The 16,741-nt window shown below is 58.8% G+C and carries 16 protein-coding genes; 6 read left to right on the top strand and 10 right to left on the bottom strand.

Features of this window, described 5'->3' with window-relative positions; translation table 11 throughout:
- Positions 1-8: 8 nt before the first annotated feature.
- Positions 9-206 carry a Flp family type IVb pilin gene (locus tag QRN55_RS01040; RefSeq protein WP_284774091.1) on the bottom strand — a complete coding sequence of 66 codons (198 nt, stop codon included), beginning with the start codon at positions 204-206 and terminating at the stop codon, positions 9-11.
- Between the two features lie 219 nt (positions 207-425).
- On the opposite strand from QRN55_RS01040, the gene QRN55_RS01035 reads away from it, so the two are divergent.
- From QRN55_RS01035 to QRN55_RS01020, 4 genes are all read left to right on the top strand, one after another.
- Positions 426-1,001, top strand: a complete 576-nt coding sequence (locus QRN55_RS01035) for a PAS domain-containing protein (protein ID WP_284774090.1) — start codon at positions 426-428, stop codon at positions 999-1,001.
- 34 nt (positions 1,002-1,035) lie between these two features.
- On the top strand, positions 1,036-4,446 hold the full coding sequence (locus tag QRN55_RS01030; RefSeq protein ID WP_284774088.1) for a chemotaxis protein CheB: 3,411 nt from the start codon (positions 1,036-1,038) through the stop codon (positions 4,444-4,446).
- Complete coding sequence (locus QRN55_RS01025) at positions 4,436-4,822, top strand: response regulator (protein WP_111841827.1); 387 nt, start codon at positions 4,436-4,438, stop codon at positions 4,820-4,822. Before QRN55_RS01030 ends, QRN55_RS01025 begins: the two co-directional genes overlap by 11 nt.
- Positions 4,823-4,966: 144 nt before the next feature.
- Positions 4,967-5,149 (top strand): hypothetical protein, encoded by a 183-nt coding sequence (locus QRN55_RS01020; protein WP_284774084.1) that lies wholly within the window; start codon positions 4,967-4,969, stop codon positions 5,147-5,149.
- A 63-nt stretch (positions 5,150-5,212) separates the two neighbouring features.
- On the opposite strand, the gene QRN55_RS01015 is transcribed toward QRN55_RS01020, so the two are convergent.
- Together QRN55_RS01015 and QRN55_RS01010 are read right to left on the bottom strand one after the other, a co-directional pair.
- A complete protein-coding gene (locus QRN55_RS01015; RefSeq protein WP_233123983.1) occupies positions 5,213-5,371 on the bottom strand; it encodes a hypothetical protein in 159 nt (52 codons plus the stop codon).
- Positions 5,372-5,527: 156 nt separating this feature from the next.
- Positions 5,528-5,728, bottom strand: a complete 201-nt coding sequence (locus QRN55_RS01010) for a hypothetical protein (protein ID WP_284774080.1) — start codon at positions 5,726-5,728, stop codon at positions 5,528-5,530.
- 392 nt (positions 5,729-6,120) lie between these two features.
- Here QRN55_RS01010 and QRN55_RS01005 point away from each other — a divergent pair, with 392 nt between their 5' ends.
- Both QRN55_RS01005 and QRN55_RS01000 read left to right on the top strand, forming a co-directional pair.
- Complete coding sequence (locus QRN55_RS01005; RefSeq protein ID WP_112501742.1) at positions 6,121-6,906, top strand: ThuA domain-containing protein; 786 nt, start codon at positions 6,121-6,123, stop codon at positions 6,904-6,906.
- Between the two features lie 6 nt (positions 6,907-6,912).
- Complete coding sequence (locus tag QRN55_RS01000; protein WP_284774076.1) at positions 6,913-7,962, top strand: Gfo/Idh/MocA family protein; 1,050 nt, start codon at positions 6,913-6,915, stop codon at positions 7,960-7,962.
- Positions 7,963-8,232: 270 nt separating this feature from the next.
- Here the strand turns inward: QRN55_RS01000 and QRN55_RS00995 are convergent, their stop codons facing one another.
- From QRN55_RS00995 to QRN55_RS00965, 7 genes are read right to left on the bottom strand one after another with little or no spacing between them, the layout of a single operon-like run.
- Positions 8,233-8,631, bottom strand: a complete 399-nt coding sequence (locus QRN55_RS00995; protein WP_284774074.1) for a PaaI family thioesterase — start codon at positions 8,629-8,631, stop codon at positions 8,233-8,235.
- Positions 8,621-10,657 (bottom strand): 3-hydroxyacyl-CoA dehydrogenase NAD-binding domain-containing protein, encoded by a 2,037-nt coding sequence (locus tag QRN55_RS00990; protein ID WP_284774073.1) that lies wholly within the window; start codon positions 10,655-10,657, stop codon positions 8,621-8,623. The genes QRN55_RS00995 and QRN55_RS00990 overlap by 11 nt, the downstream gene beginning before the upstream one ends.
- Positions 10,658-10,672: 15 nt before the next feature.
- A complete protein-coding gene (locus QRN55_RS00985; RefSeq protein ID WP_284774071.1) occupies positions 10,673-12,115 on the bottom strand; it encodes an NAD-dependent succinate-semialdehyde dehydrogenase in 1,443 nt (480 codons plus the stop codon).
- A gap of 14 nt (positions 12,116-12,129) precedes the next feature.
- Complete coding sequence (locus QRN55_RS00980; protein WP_284774069.1) at positions 12,130-12,993, bottom strand: alpha/beta fold hydrolase; 864 nt, start codon at positions 12,991-12,993, stop codon at positions 12,130-12,132.
- Positions 12,990-13,355: a hypothetical protein gene (locus tag QRN55_RS00975; RefSeq protein ID WP_284774067.1), complete on the bottom strand. Its 366-nt coding sequence runs from the start codon at positions 13,353-13,355 to the stop codon at positions 12,990-12,992. The genes QRN55_RS00980 and QRN55_RS00975 overlap by 4 nt, the downstream gene beginning before the upstream one ends.
- 24 nt (positions 13,356-13,379) lie before the next feature.
- Positions 13,380-15,458 carry an acetate--CoA ligase family protein gene (locus QRN55_RS00970; protein ID WP_284774065.1) on the bottom strand — a complete coding sequence of 693 codons (2,079 nt, stop codon included), beginning with the start codon at positions 15,456-15,458 and terminating at the stop codon, positions 13,380-13,382.
- 13 nt (positions 15,459-15,471) lie between these two features.
- The gene (locus QRN55_RS00965; protein WP_284774063.1) at positions 15,472-16,641 is read right to left on the bottom strand and encodes an acyl-CoA dehydrogenase family protein; all 1,170 of its coding nucleotides are present in this window, start codon (positions 16,639-16,641) and stop codon (positions 15,472-15,474) included.
- Positions 16,642-16,741: the final 100 nt, after the last annotated feature.

Here is a 16,741-nt window from a genome sequence, read left to right as displayed (position 1 = left end):
CAACACCGTCAACTGATGGCGTTGGCAAAGGTGTCGGACAATATTCGCAACACGGCGATGAGATGGTCGCGAATGCCTTCCAAGCCGAGAATCAGGGCGCTGGAGATAAGGGCGATGACTAGGCCATATTCGATTGCCGTCGCACCCTGCCGGTCCGCAAAGAACGCGGTCAGCTTGCACATCACGAATTCTGCCCTGTCCGCCATTCCTGAAAGCCCCTCAATGGTCTGCACGTGCGACACGCCACAGATGAAACCGTGGGCATTCTACCGGGATAAAGTGTGTAATGTGTTACGTCCTACAGGGCCAATTTTAGCGGTCGGCTTTTTTCCGGCAAAGCTCCAACTTGTTTTCGTTGGCAGAGCCTTTATTAAAACAGCATGTTATCATAAAAACCGGGTCCCACTTTTTGAATGAAGAGCGACATGCCACAGCTTGAAATAGACAGCCCGCTTCAGGAGTTCTTCCAGAAATCATCTGTCGCGCTTGCGCTGTCCCATGCGGATGACGACAACCATCTGGCGCTGGTGAATGACAAGTTCTGCGCACTTACGGGTTACGACAGCGAGGATGTGCTGGGTAAAAATTGCCGAATGTTGCAGACCAGCCTGAAGGGTGTTCATGCCGAAAATGCCGAGGCACGCGCCAAAATCCATGACTTTCTACAGCCGGACGGCCCGGGCACGGTGCGCACGACAATCGTCAATTTTCGCAAGGATAGCAGTGCCTTCGTCAATCTGCTGTTCATGTCAAAGTTAAAAGCGACGTCGGGACAGGTGCGCTATATATTGGCCTCGCAATTCGATGTAAGTCGCGCCCACGCGCACCTTCTGGAGACCTACGATCAGGAACTGAATGACACTCTGACGAAAATCAAGCCACTGCTTGATGACCACAACATCATGATCGAGGGTACGCTTGCAACGATTGCGAATTCGACGACCACCATTGCCCAGGCAAAACTAACTTTGGCGGAACTGGAACAAAACGCCCCCTATTGATCGTTTCAGCATTCGAAATTTCAAGGACCCCTGTTTGTCTCACGAGTATAATCTTCCATCCGTGCCTGTTGTCGGCGTCGGTTCATCTGCAGGTGGTCTGGAAGCTCTGCGCGAAATGCTGAGTGCCGCCGAAGTGCCAACGGGTCTCGCCTTTGTCGTCGTACAGCATCTAGATCCGCATCATGAAAGCATGCTGGCGGAACTGTTGGACAGACATACGGGCCTTAGCGTCCTCCAATGCGAGGGCGGCGAAGAAATCGAGGCGGATACGGTCTTCATCATCCCTCCGGGCAAAGGGCTGAGCATCGAGCAGGGACGGCTCGTTCTCAACGATTTCGCCCAGCCGCGCGGTCTGCGTCGCCCGATCGACGATTTCTTCATTTCGCTGGCCAATGACCAGCAATCGAACGCCGCCTGCGTCATTCTGTCCGGCACGGGCGCAGATGGTTCGACCGGTCTTCGCGCCATCAAGGAAAATGGCGGTCTATGCGTCGTGCAGGAGCCGTCAACGGCGAAATATGACGGCATGCCCGTTTCTGCCACCGGCACCGGCCTTGTCGACTTCGTGGTGCCGCCTCAGCAAATCTTGTCCTGCATCGGCGGCTTCTTTTTTCGCAAGAGCCAGGGTGCCGACAAGAGAGAAGCCTCCCGAGTCGCTGACATCGTTGACGACCTCTGCGTCGCGCTGCGTACCACCGTCGGCCACGATTTCGCGGGCTACAAGCAGACGACATTCGTTCGGCGTGTCGAACGACGCATGCATGTTCTGGGCATTAGCAAGGGCTCAGACTATCTGACCCGGGTGCAGACCGACACAAATGAGTGCGACGCGCTATTTCGGGACCTGCTGATCAATGTCACCCGGTTTTTCCGTGACCGTCAGTCGTTCGACGTCCTGAACGAACTTGCTATCACGAATCTGATGCGCGACGCGGCAGGCAGTGAAGACGGTGTTCGCGTTTGGGTGCCCGGCTGTTCCAGCGGTGAGGAAGCCTACACGATAGCGGTGCTGTTTGCAGAAGCTGCGCGCAAGCTCGAACTGCCCTGCAATGTTCAGATATTTGCGACCGACATCGATGAAAGCATGTTGAAGATCGCCCGTGAGGGCTCTTATCCCAACGCGTCTCTCGCCGATATTCCGCATGAATTGCAGGAACATTACGTCATTCCGCACAAGGATCGGTTCAATTTTATCGGCCAGATCAGGGACATGATCCGCTTTTCGGGTCACAGCCTGATCAAGGACCCGCCCTTTTCCAAGGTGGACCTCGTTTCATGCCGAAATCTGCTGATCTATTTCGATGAGAAGCTGCAAAAGAAGGTCATGCCGCTTCTGCACTACGCGATACGGCCGGGTGGTTTTCTGTTTCTGGGATCCTCCGAAACGGTTGGCCGGTTCGACAGCGTCTTTTCCGTGGTCGATCAGAAGGCACGGTTGTTCGAGCGCCTTCCCGGGTCACCCACCTATCCCATCCCGCTTCCGGGCGAACGCCGCGAACGACGTCCTGCTGTTTCCCGGGCCGAAGTCCAGAAGGTGACCGAATCCATCGATGAGCAGGCTGTCAACCGGCTGATGGAGCGCTACATTCCGGCAAGCGTAGTGCTGGACAATGACGGGCAGATCGTTGCCGCCTATGGCCGCCTGAGCCGCTACTTCGAATTCCCGGTGTCCGCGACCAGCGAAACGAGTGCGGCAACGCTGGCCCGCCCAGGTGTGAAAGAACAACTGGGTGCGCTGGTTCGGCAAGCGCGCACCGCAAAGAAACGCGTCATTGCCCGCAATGTCGATGTCGTGACCGACTTCGGCTCGCTGAAGACAGAGATCATATGCGACCCCTTGGATGACAACAGCTACTTGGTGGTGTTTCAGGAATCGCCCGTCTTCACGCCGCTGGAACTCACCGATGTGCTTGAACTCGAACATGGCGACGGCCATGTCGAGGCGCTGGAGCGCGAGCTACGATCAGCCAAGCATCGGCTACGCTCTGCAACCGAAGAGCTGGAGACGGCCAACGAGGAACTGAAAAGCTCCAACGAAGAAATGATGTCGATGAACGAGGAGCTTCAATCGACCAATGAGGAACTGACGACGGTCAATGACGAGCTGAAGACCAAGGTCGATGAAGTAACGGTCGCCAACACCGATCTGCGCAACTTTTTCGATTCGACCAGTCTGGCGGTGATCGTGCTGGATAATGACATGCGGCTGCGGTCCTATACCAAGGCGGCGACGGCGATCTTCCCGTTGCAGCCGACCGATAGAGGTCGGCCACTATCCGATGTCGCAAGCCGTTTTCCGGCGCTCGACTTTGCCACGCGTGTCCACAGCGTCATGGCGGATGGCCTCGAATATAACCAGACCGTGATGGACCGCGAACAGGAACGCACGTTCTCGCTGCGCATACTGCCCTACCGCACGGCAAATGGAACGACGGGCGGCGCAACCATCGTCATGACCGACATTTCGCACGCCATCAGCGTGGAAAGCCAGCTTGCCGCCGAGCAGGAGCGGCACGAGCTTGCCATCGAGGCTGCCGGCATCGGCGTGTGGGAATATCTGCCGGACCGCAGTGAATTCGTTCTGGGCGGCGCGGCGATGGAGCTGCTGCAAACCCGAGACGGGACGCCTGCCTTGCAGGCCGTACTGCAGAACTTTAGCGACACGGACCGCACGCATCTGCGTGATGCGCTGGAAACAGCAATCCACGACCATACAGGCTTCGAGCTGACCTCCCGCATTGTCGGCAATGATGGCCGCTCTCGCTGGCTGAAGACATTCGCGCGGCATGTGGCAGACAGCGATCCGGGCCGGGTGATTGGCGTCAGCGTCGATGTGACGGCGGAATACGAGCTTGCCGAAGCACGTGACTTGATGCTGAACGAGATGAACCACCGCGTCAAAAACCTGTTTGCGATGATTGGTGGCATTCTGCGCATGGCGGCGCGCAAGCACGAGACGGTCAAGGGTCTGGTGGAGGATGTGGAGGGGCGCATATTGGCCCTGGGCAGCGCGCATTCTCTGGCCTCCAACCAGAAGCGTACCGCAGCCGTCGGCATTCAGGATCTGATCGAAACCATTCTGACGCCCTACCGTCGCCATGCGACGATCGACATCGACGGTGGCGACCTGCCGATTGCAGCGAACTACATAACGCCGCTGACGCTCATTCTTCACGAGTGGTCTACGAATGCCCTGAAACACGGCGTTCTGGGCAAACCCGACGGGCATTTGCGCATTCGCTGGGAAGAAACTGGCGATCAAATTCATTTGGTTTGGAACGAAACCGGCACCGAGCCCGTTGAGCAGCCGGGAGTAGCTGGGTTTGGAACAGTACTTCTGACCAGTGCCGCCAAGCAAATTGGGGGTAGGGTTTCAACAGATGTCGATGGGGCGAGCTTGACGCACACCCTGACGATGCAGACCAAGGTTCGACATGACGCATAAGACTGTGTTGCTGGTAGAAGACGAAATATTTGTTGCGATGGATATTCAAATGACCCTTGAAGATGAGGGTTGGACCGTTGCAGGACCGTTTCCGAGCACCGCAGAAGCCCTGTCCTATCTCGACGAGAATATTCCGACCTGCGCGATTTTGGATGTGCGCCTGACGGATGGTGACGTCTTCCCCGTTGCGGACCGGCTGCGGGAAACCAATGTTCCCTTCGTATTCCATTCCGGCCACGCCGACGGACGCGCCCTCGAGGAAGTCTATCCGCAATCGGCGTTCTGTCAGAAGCCATGCCTGCCAACCAGCCTCGTTCAGCAGGTTGAACGTCTTGCAGGATTTGAAGAGCCAGCCAGACGTTCAGCAGCGGGCTAACGTTGCTCGGATAACAAACGCGTTAAATCTGCTTCACCGCGGAACTTTTTTCTTTCCAGACAATTATTGCCCGTAGCGACGAGGCTGGCTTCACAATGAAGCCTGTCCGGCGCCTTTCGGATTCTTGTTATGGAAAGACGCGTCATGAACCAGAAAACACTGGTCGAGGTTTCAGTGCCCGACCGTAACGGCACGATGATCCCTTACGGCATCATGAACAGCGAACAGGCAGCCGAGCTGCCGGATACCTACGAGATTTCGGTGGCGCATCTCGGAGGCGACGCTCAAGTGGATTCGACCGATGATTCAGTGGAGTTGATGGTCTAAACACCGCTCAAACGAATGACGACACCTCCAACTGAAGGTGCCGTCACGTGTTTGACACGATGATCACAACACTCTTGGAATGTCGTCATTTTCGTCCGGATTGGGAACCGGCAAATCATCCGGCAGCGTGCCGGGTTCAGGTTCTTTCACCGGCGGTATATCGGGCTGCGGCGCCATCGGCGGTACGGGACCTGGAACGGGTTCTACGGGTATCACAGTCATCAGCTTTCACCTCACATAAGTTGGCGGGCGGTGCTGCTGTCGACATCGCCTCTTGGTCCACTTTCGTTCGCCAATCTCGGTCCAGTCGAAGGCTGCGCTGCCCGCCTCACCAGTCTCACGAAGTAAACCTCTTGATGCCGTGAGGGTTCCGAAACGTTATGCGAAGCCGAGGGAGTTGCGGGCGACTTCGCGCTGAGCACCGTAGTCACGCATGTGGGATTCGTGGCCATATTCGCGAGCTGTAACACGGCTCGCCTCGACGTCCGGCACCTGCAAAAAGGCGTCGGCATAGGTGCCCGTTTCGTCTTCGAAGTCTAAGACGGTCGATGGTGCTGCGGTTTTCAAGAAATCGAACATGGCTTCCTCCCATTTGAAATCTTAACGCTCAGTTGGCGCCCCTGTTCCCTCCACCGTGACGCAACAACCAATGAGTATGAAAACAATCTTATAACACGTGTTTTTGACAATCCGTTACGCGATATCGTTAAGAATATGAGCCGGGTAAATTGTCCTGTGTCCACACAGTTCGAGCCGTCTCGAAATCGCCCCATTGAACCGCAGTATGGCCTTGATACCGCAAAGGATTGTGTGGCTGAACGGAACGGGTGGAACGACGGGGAGACCGGGGAGTTGATGCCGGGGGACTGATCCGAGCGAGCCACGATAAAGCTGGGACAAGGCCGCACACATCCGAGAGACCCTTCTCACCGGTGCTACCCAAGAGCGCTGGACCATCAAGGAGCAGAGACATGACCATCAACACCGTCGTTTGGGGCGAAAATGTCCACGAACACGAGAATGAGACCGTTCGTGGGATCTATCCCAATGGGATGCACACGACGATTGCCGATGCTCTCAACAGGGAGCCCGATATCAACGCCACGACAGCGACGCTTCAGGAGCCGGAACACGGACTTTCGCAGGAACGGCTGGATCAGACGGATGTGCTGGTATGGTGGGGCCACAAGGCCCACGGTGAGGTTGATGACGCCATTGTCGAGCGCGTTGCAAGCCGCGTCTGGGAGGGCATGGGCCTGATCGTTCTGCATTCGGGCCACTTTTCCAAGCCGTTCAAGCGCCTGATGGGCACGCCCTGCGCGCTGAAATGGCGCGAAGCCGGCGAGCGCGAGCGTCTCTGGACCATCAATCCACGCCACCCGATTGCCGCAGGCCTGCCAGAGCATTTCGAGTTGGAAAACGAAGAAATGTATGGCGAGCAGTTTTCCGTACCCGAACCACTCGAGACCGTCTTCATCTCTTGGTTCCAGGGTGGCGAAGTTTTCCGGTCCGGCCTGACATGGCGTCGTGGTGCGGGCAATATCTTCTATTTCCGCCCCGGGCACGAAACCTACCCTACCTACCACGACGCGAATGTCCAGAAGGTCATCGGTAACTCCGTGAAATGGGCCTATAACCCCTTGGGCACGCTGAAGAGCATTCACGACGCGCCCAACGTGCCGGTCGAATCCGCTCTCGAAAAGATCGAAGAGCGTGGCCCCAAACTCCACTCCGCAGGCGAAGCAGGTTACAGGTAATTCATGATGAGACTGGTTATTCTTGGAACGGGCGGCATGGCCAATACCCATGCCATGCACTTCTCACTCATCTCCGGCGTAGAGCTTGTGGCGGCGATCGACGTGGATGATGTCGTGGTGCGCGGCTTCGCTGCCCGCCACAATATTCCCTCGACGTTCACATCACTGGACGAAGCGATTGCATGGGGTGAATTCGACGCTGCGGCCAACGTCACGCCGGATGCGATCCACCACCCCACCACCCTTAAGCTCTTAGCCGCGGGCAAGCATGTCTTTTGCGAAAAGCCGCTGGCCGAAACCTACGTCAAGGCCTCCGAGATGGCGGATGCGGCAGAAAAATCCGGCCTCGTCGGCATGGTCAACCTTACCTATCGCAACGTCGCACCCCTTCAGATCGCGCGGCAGATGGTTCTGGAAGGCAAGATCGGCAAACTGCGCCACATGGAGGCGTCCTACCTCCAGAGCTGGCTGGTTTCCAAGGCCTGGGGCGACTGGATGACGGAGAGCAAATGGCTGTGGCGGCTCTCGACCAAGCACGGCTCTAACGGCGTGTTGGGCGATGTCGGCATCCACATTCTCGACTTCGCGTCCTATGGCGCGGGTAGCGATGTGGAGCGTATCTTCACCCGGTTGAAGACCTTCGACAAATACGAGGGTAACAAGATCGATGTCTATGATCTCGACGCCAATGACAGCTTTACGATGACAGCAGAACTGGAAAACGGCGCCATGGGTGTCATTCACGCCAGCCGCTGGGCCACCGGCCATCTGAACGAATTGCGTCTTCGCCTGCACGGAGACAAGGGTGCCGTCGAAGTCATTCACACGCCGGAATATTCGACGCTTCGCGGATGCCTCGGCGAGGACGTGGAAAAAGCGATCTGGCGAAACATCGAAGTCGAGCCGGTGGAAACGAACTACGAGAAGTTCGCCAAGGCTGTGATGGAAGGCGGCAAAGCCGACCCCGACTTCCGCCACGCCGCCAACCTGCAGAAGGTGTTGGACCTGTCCATCGTCACCGACCGGGAAAGACGCGAGATTGCTGTCTCTGCCTGAATGAGCAGATCAGGGGGCAACCAGCGCGGGTTGCCCCCGATCCCGGCCGCCTTATGCTGTCTGTCAATCGAACAGTAAATGCCATTGTTTCGGAAATGGCGTGCCGCCACTCTAAAACCTTGCGGGAAGTTTGCAGATGCCATTTCCGCGACATTTTTGTTGATTGCCTAGCGTATGTTGCCGTTGATACCAGATAGGCAAATATTACTACAGGCACGCAACGCGCGGCAGTAACTTGGCCTCATGTGACGCGCCCAACAGCTGGTATGCTCAGCTGCGAATGATCTTCCAGACGCCACGTGCGGCGGCAACGATTTCACCTGCTACCGTCAATTTTCCATCGAGGAAAATCAGCGTGCGCGTTTCCTTCAATACCTCGCATCTTATCTCGACCATTTCGCCCAGCTTGACGGCGCGCATGAACTGCATGTCGAACTGAACCGTGCTTTGGCGGCGGTCAGGGGCATGGCTTCGTGCAGCGGTTCCCATGGCGCGGTCCGCAAAGGTCATCAACATTCCGCCCTGAACGAAGCCAGCACGGTTCTTATGCTTGGGCTCGGCATGGAAGCGATAGCGGAACGGATTTTCGTTGCAAGCCTCGATGGGACCGACAAGATTGATAAATCCGTCGTCCTCAAGAGCCGACCAAGTCACTGGGTCATCTGTCATTTTCCGTACTCGCGATGTCCTTTGTGCCATGGCGATATCCCGTATGGGGATTCTCATCGAGGGACTGAAACGCTGAAGAGGCCCATTCCTTCGATTGCCGCTCAAACCAATAAAGCGGGCCGCCAAGCTTGGCAGGGAACCCATAGCCGTGGACCCAGACGAGATCGATATCAGATGGACGTGCTGCTATGCCCTCTTCCAGAACAAGCGCCGCTTCGTTGACGATGGCAGCAAGGGCGCGTTTCTGGATGTCGGCGTCTGAGAACTGATGCTGGGCAATCGCGCGCTCTTTGCGCCATACGCGCAGCATATCGCCACCTTCCGGGCTCTCGACGCCACGACGGTCGCCTTCGGGATAGTCGTACCATCCCGCATTGGTCTTGCGACCGAGCCGTCCGTTTTCCACCAGCCGTTCAAGAAACGAAACCGTATCAGGCGGGTCGATCCCCTCGGCGCGTCTGCGACTGCGGTTTGCTGCGGAAATATCGAGGCCGGAGAGATCGCCCACGGCAAAAGGTCCCATGGCAAAGCCGAAGGCTTCCAGCGCCTGATCGACCTGTTGCGGTTCGGCACCCTGATCGACCATCACCTCGCATTGCAGGCGGTAGGCATTATAGATGCGGTTGCCGATAAAGCCTTCGCCGACGCCGGATACCACCGATATCTTGCCGAGCTTGCGGCCCACGGCCAGAGCGGTTTTGAGAACCTCTGCGGATGTCTTTTTGCCGCGCACGACCTCCAGCAATTTCATGCGATGCGCGGGGCTGAAGAAATGCAGGCCGACGACATTGGCCGGGTTGCTCGCTGCTTGCGCCAGAATATCGAGATCGAGATAGGAGGTGTTGGAGGCGATGATCGTGTCCGGGGCGACCACGGAATTCAGGGAAGCGATCAGCGCCTTCTTGACCTCCATATTCTCGAAAACGGCCTCGACTACCATATCGCAATCCGCGAATGTTGCGATATCGGCGGAGGTTGAAAAGCGGTTGGCGATGATCTCTTCAGCGGATGGCGTGGCCAGCATTGTCGCCAGACGGTCGGGCAGGGAGGCCAGGGCTTCGGCGTTCTGGTCCACAAGGCGCACCCTGTATCCGGCGGAGAGGAAGCAGGCGGCGATGCCGGCACCCATGCTGCCTGCACCGACGATGCCGATGGTTTGCAGATTGCGTACTATAACGTCTTTGGCATCGCCCGTATCGCCAGCGCGCCGCTCCGCAAAGAACAGGTGGCGGAGAGCTGCGGATTCGTCGGTCATCCGCAGTCTCTGGAAGACGGTGCGCTCTTCCGTGAGTGCCGCATCGAAATCGAGCGAAACGGCGCGCCTGACGGCAGCGATTGCTTCCTCGACGCCGGGGTGACCACGGCGCTTGCGCTTCGCATTGGCGGCGGCCTCTTCCAGAGCATCGGTGCTGAAGCTGATGACGGACATATCACGCACCCGCCATTTTCCCGGTAGCGACCGGGCCAGTGCGGCAGCGCCTACGCGCAAATCCGTCGCTATACGGTCGATCAGCCCAAGCATAAGCGCATCCGATGCCTTGACGCGGCGGCAGGAGGTGATGATGTCGATGGCGGTGGCGGCATCCGTCAGGCGCGGCAAACGCACCGTGCCGCCAGCGCCGGGAATGATCCCGAAGGTCACTTCCGGCAGGCCGACCACGGCATCTGCGGTGGCGATGCGGGCATCACAGCCCAGCGCCAGCTCGAAACCACCGCCAAGGGCAGCGCCATGCAGCGCGGCAACGATGGGCTTTGGAAATTGCTCGAAGGCCGCGATGACAGCCGGAACCTGCGGGTCGGCGAGCGGCGCGGAAAACTCCCGCAGATCCGATCCCGCCACAAAGGTTTTGCCCGCGCCGATCAAAACGGCGGCGGTCACCGTATGGTCGGCTTCAAGGGTCGCCAGTGCCTCCAGAAGACCGCGACGTACCTCTATGGAGCCTGCATTGATCGGCGGATTGTCGATGACGATGAAGGCGATATCGCCATCGCGTTCGATACGAACGCGTGAAGTCTCTGTCTGCATGATCTGGTCTGACCCCTATGCCTGGCTGACATATTTGACGGTCTGGAACGCGTCCAGCCCCTCGATGCCGCCTTCGCGGCCCTGTCCGCTATCCTTGACACCCCCGAAAGGGGTTTCGGGCAGCGAAGCCTGCCAATGATTGATGATGACGTTGCCGCTTTCGACGCGCTCCGCAACCTCGGAAATGATGCGGCTGTCATGGGTGAAAGCATAGGCCGCCAGCCCGAAGGGCAGCCGGTTCGCCAGCCGCATCGCATCCTCGATGGTTGCAAAAGGCTGGGTTACGGCGAGCGGCCCGAAGGGCTCCTCGTTCATCGCGAGGCTGGTATCGTCAGCATGAACCAGCAATGTCGGCTCGAAGAAAAAGCCCTGATTGTTGATGCGGTGACCACCGGCGGCGACCTTCGTGCCACGCGCTTGGGCATCCTCGACAAATGCCTCGATGGCGGTGATGCGGCGGGCATGGGCCAGCGGGCCCATCTGCGTCGATGCCACGCGCCCGTCTCCGACCTTAATCCCACGGGCGGCTTCGGCGAAGGCTTCGGCAAAACGGTCGTGTTTGCTCTCATGCACGAAAAAGCGCGTGGGCGAGGTGCAGATCTGCCCGGCATTGCGATATTTGGCTTTGGCGGCAGAGAGCGCCACCGCCTCGATATCCGCATCGGCAAAGATCAGTACGGGGGCGTGGCCACCAAGCTCTGAAATCATCCGTTTCATGCCGAGTGCCGCCTGGGCGGCCAGCGATTTTCCCACCGCCGTCGAGCCGGTAAAGGTCACGCCCTTGATGACGGGTGAGGCGATCAGTTGTTTAGATATCTCCGCCGGATTGCCGGTGACGACGCTGAGCGCGCCTGCGGGCAGACCGGCTTCCTCCAGAATGGCGGCCAGCGCAAAGGTGCAGGCGGGCGTTTCTTCGGCAGGCTTCATCACCACCGTGCAACCGGCGGCAAGCGCACCGCTGATCTTGCGCGAGGGGGTGATCAGCGGCGCATTCCATGGCGCAAAGGCCGCGATGGGGCCGAGCGGCTCTTTCAACACCAACTGGCGAATACCCGTCTGGCGCGACGGGATGACCCGGCCATAGGCGCGGCGGGCTTCCTCGGCATCCCAGGTAAAGATGCCTGCGGCAGTCTCGACCTCTACTTTCGCCTCCGCCAGCGGCTTGCCAAGCTCGGTGCTGATCAGCCATGCCAGGGCATCGGCGCGTTCGCGCAGCAGGCTTGCGGCTTTGAGCAGAATGGCGGCCCGGTCATGGGGCGATGTGGCGCGCCATGATTGAAATGTCCGGCCCGCGGCCTCGATTGCTTCCTCCACCCGGGCGGGCGTGGCATGGGGCATTTGCCCCAGAACCTCGCCGGTGGCGGGGTCGAGCACGTCAGTGCTGACATCAGGGCGATCATCGACCCAACGCCCGGCAATGAACAATCTCAAGGCGGGATAGCTCCTGTCCGCATCCATGGCGCGGTCTCCTCTCACGCTTTGCCCGCGCCTGTTGACCGGATCTTCTCCAGCACCGGGCCGAGATAGGTCATGAAGCCCTGGTGGTCCTCGCTCATCGGAAAATGGCCAAGACCTTTCATGATCACCGCTTCGGCACCCTTGATGCTGTCCACCAGCGCCAGCGTATCTTCGGGCGTGCAGGAATAGTCATATTCGCCGGTCAGCAGATAGAGCGGGCATTTGTCGGTGTCGATGCGCGCCACATCGCCGCGCATGTCGCCATCCTGCTTGTAGAAAAACAGATCGCCCTTGAAGATGCCGGGACCGCCCTGCATGTAATGCCACAGCGTTTCCCAGCGGTCGCCATCGGTGGCGAGCGGTCCTATGAGGCCCGAAACGATGGCCGCGCAGACTTCGCCGCCATGCACATCGGGGCGGTGCGTCCAGGAAATATCGTAATAGGGGTTCACATGCGCGCCCGATTGAAGGCCGATGGCAGCGCGGAACAGTTCGGGGTGGCGGAGCGAAAGGTGCAGCACGGCGCGACCGCCGATAGAGCAGCCCATGACCACCGGCTTGTCCAGCTCAAGTGCTGTCATGATCGAGAGGATGATATCGACATAGCCTGCGGATGTCAGGCGATACTCTTCCTCATGCCAGCCGGTTGGCGGCGATGATTTGCCGTGCCATGGCATATCGAAGACGACGACGCGGAAGTTTTCCAGCACCTTTTCGTCATTGAGAAGATTGCGATACTGGCGGCCATCGGAGCCTGCAGTGTGAAGGCACAGAAGCGGAATGCCCTGACCGGCTTCTTCCACATAGATCCTGTGGCTGCGACCGGCGATATCGAGCTTGAGATAGCGTCCGACAATGGGTTCGAAGCTGGCGGTCACGTGTTCACCTCCTCGCGAACGGCAGAAAAAAGCTCTTTGAAATATCGAAGATTGGCCATGAAAGGATGCAGATTACCCTCGATTTTCAGATGGCGCGATTTCAGCAGGGCGAAGAGATCGTGATAGCCCGGTGCGGGCACTGCCTCGAAAAACCGCGCCCAGGAATCGGACGCAGCGCGCAGTGCAAAGGTCCAGCTCGGCATCACAAATGGACCTGTCTGGACCGAGGCGACACGACCCTTGTCGATATCGACCAGAAAGGCCTGTTCGCCGATCTCGACCAGAAAACGCAGGCTGACATATTGCCCGCGTCTGACCAGACCTTCTCTATGATTGATGATATCAGGAAGCGCTTCAAGCATGTTTCCTCCTCCCTTATTGTCTTCTTAAATATCCGACGCCTGCATCAGCGCATCCACGGCCACCACGCCCTGTCCTTCGGGAAGCACCAGGAACGGGTTGACCTCGGCCTCCTGTATCGCCAGATCCGGACGCACAGCAAGTGAGGACAGGGCGACGATGGAGGCGGCCAGCGCCTCCAGATCGCCGCGCGGCTTGCCTCTGAAACCCCTGAGGGCTGCGAAGGCCTTGACCTCATCGATCATCTCGCGGGCCGTTTCGATGGTGACCGGGGCGAGCCTGACAGCGCGGTCCTGGTAGATTTCCGTCATCACGCCGCCTGCGGCCACCATGATGATCGGCCCGGCTTCGTGATCGATACGATAACCCACCAGCGCCTCGCCAACGCCCTTGACCATGGCCTGCACGAGAATATCGGCACCCCTGGCTTCAGGCACATGTGCGCTGACGTTTTTGCCGATATCCAGGGCTGCCTTTTCAAGGCCGGAACGGTCGGAAATGCCGAGTACCACGCCGCCGACATCCGTCTTGTGCAGAACATGCGATGACAGCACCTTGGCAACCACCGGATAGGCAAAGGGCAATTCGCCGGAGAGCTTGCCTTGGGGCAGCGCATGAACGGGTGCGTGGCGCACACCAAGCGCTTCGAGAACCCCATAGGCCTCGCGCTCATCGAGGTTACACCCTGTGTCGGAACGGCTGACTTTCAGACCTGCGCCCCCATCCGGGCGCCTGCGCCGGAATGCCGCCGCCACGACATCGGCGCAGGCTTCGGGCGACCGGAAAACCGGTATGCCCTTCTCGGACAGAAGCCCCAATGCCTCAGGGGCATCGGGAACGAGGAAGACGGCGAGCGGCACATCCTTGCCGGCGACGTCAAAAATCGGTTTTACCGCGAGATCGGGGTGGTTACGGGCCGAAGAGCCGACGACGGCAACGACCAGATCGAACTGTTTCGAATCCACCATGGTCGAAAGCGCCGCTTTCATGACCTCCGGCTTGACGCCAGCAAGGGTCAGGTCAACGATACGACCGCGTTCGACCTCGACACCTGATGCTTTGAAGGTATCGAAGGTCGAGGCCACGGGCTCCTCGACCGTGATGCCGCGTACACCGAGCTGATCGACAACCATGGCCGCACCGCCACCCGTAGTGGTAACCACGCCGACCTTTGCGGTATAGCCATGCGCCTGTGTTTTCGTTCGTGACAGCAATGGCAAGGCGCCGAGAAGGCCTTCGAGCGTATCGACACGCGCAATGCCGCAATCACGCAGAAACGCATCGGCCACGGCATCTTCACCAGCCAGAGCGCCGGTATGCGACAGCGCCAGTTCGGCGGCCTGCTGCGAACGGCCAAGCTTCAACGCGACGATGGGTTTGTTATGGCGATGCGCCAGTTCCGCAAAGCGTCTGAGGTGATCGGCATTGCGCAGGCTTTCGAGGAACAGCAGGTATCCGCCAACCGTGGGGTCTTCAAGCACGGCCTCGCAAAGCTCGCCCAGCGACAGATCGATCTCGTTGCCGACCGACACCAGACCGGCAAAGCCGATGCCCAGCGATTTGCCGCGCGACAGAAGCGCGCCGATCATGCTGCCGCTATGGGAGGCGACGAAGATATTGCCCTTTGGCAAGCCTTCTTCGGCAAAGGCGGCGTTTGCCGTCATCACCGTCTTGCGGTGAACATTGACCATGCCGAGGCTGGAGGGGCCGATAAGACGCAACCCCGATTGCTTGGCAGCCGCCAGCATGCGGTCGGTGCGCTCATGCCCGGCACTGCCGCCCTCGGAAAAGCCGTTTGCGAGAACCGTTGCGACTTTTACGCCCTTTGCAGCGCATTCGGCCACCGCATCCACGGCGGCATCCGCGCCCGTCAGAATGAAGGCGTGGTCGATTACCTCGGGAAGATCGTCGAGGGAAGCCCAGGCTTTCTCGCCCAGAACCGAGGTTCTGCGGGGATTGATCGGGTAAAGATTGCCCTCGAAACCCGCGCGCCTGAGATAGGAAAGCGGGCGTCCCGCCGTTTTCGTGGCATCATCGGAGGCCCCGATGATGGCGATGCTGCGGGGTGCGAAAAAGGCGGAATGGAACGCGCTGTCAACAGGCATTACGGGTCGACCTTCATTCTGCGGCGTTCGGAACACGCGGAGCGCGCTGTTCGAAACGGCGATCAAATACATGTTCCGCAATGCGGTTCTTGAGAACTTCGATGGAGCCACCGGCAATCATCCAGCCCCTCGTTCTGCGCATGCAATATTCCGCCAGCGCCTCGGTGCTGTAGCCAAGCCCACCCATGATCTGGATCGCCTCGTTGGCAGCATCGAAACCGGCCTGGTTGCAGGCAAGCTTTGCAAGAGCCGTATCGGCAGCACTCGGTAATTCTCCTTCGGCCACCGATGCGCTGCGATAGAGAAGAAGTTGTGCAGATTCGAGCTTCAGCAGCAAGTCGGCAAATTTCCACTGCAAGCCCTGGAATTCGCACAGCGGACGACCGAATTGCTTGCGCACCAGCGCATGTTCGCGAGCAAGATTAAAGGCATAGCGCCCAAGAGCCAGCGAACGGGCAGCATTGCCCAGGCGTTCGACGTTGAAACCCGAAATCTGCTTCTTGAAGCCGCCGGGGCCAAGCAGGATATTGGCAGCCGGAATACGGCAATTGTCGAAATGCAGTTCCGACCACTCTTCGCCGCTCATGAAAGCCGATGGCTTGCTGACGGTAAAGCCCGGAGCATTGCGTTCGACCAGAACCGAACCGATGCCCCCGGCACCGGGGCCAAAGCGCACATAGATGAGATAGAGAGACGCATCGGGGCTATGGGTGGAAAACACCTTGGAGCCGTTGACGATAACCTGATCGCCCTCGATACGCGCCGACGTCTTGAGTTCGGTGACCGCAGAACCGGCGTCCGGTTCGGACATGCCAAGGCTGATAACTTTTCGTCCACCGATGAGGTCGGCCAGAAAACGCTCCTTCTGATCGGCGCTGGCATATTCGACGAATGTTCTGATGGGGCCGAAATTACCGGCCTGCACCACATCGGCGCTGCGCGGGCAGACGGCTGCGACCTGCTCGATGGCGATGATCGCGTCCAGCAATGTACCGCCCTGCCCGCCGTCTTCTTCAGAAAACGCGATGCCCAGCAGGCCTTGCTCGGCCATCAACTTCGCGACATCGAAGGGGAAGCCCGGTGTGTGTGCGCGTTCGAGGGCACCCGCTGCCAGATGCTGTTCGGCAAAACGGCGAACCGAATCCGCAAACATTTTTTGCTCTTCGCTCAGGGCAAAATCCATGATCAATGCTCTCTCTTTAGACCGACATTGGCACCCTCTCGTGCCGCTGTCAGGATTTGGCCGAAAACCTCAAGCCTTCGCAACGTACTAGGCATCGGGA

It is taken from the genome of Agrobacterium sp. lyk4-40-TYG-31, assembly GCF_030209855.1.
Taxonomy (GTDB): Bacteria; Pseudomonadota; Alphaproteobacteria; order Rhizobiales; family Rhizobiaceae; genus Agrobacterium; species Agrobacterium vaccinii.
Note: the sequence above shows the minus strand (reverse complement) of the source record. Positions and strands in the feature narration are given on the sequence as shown.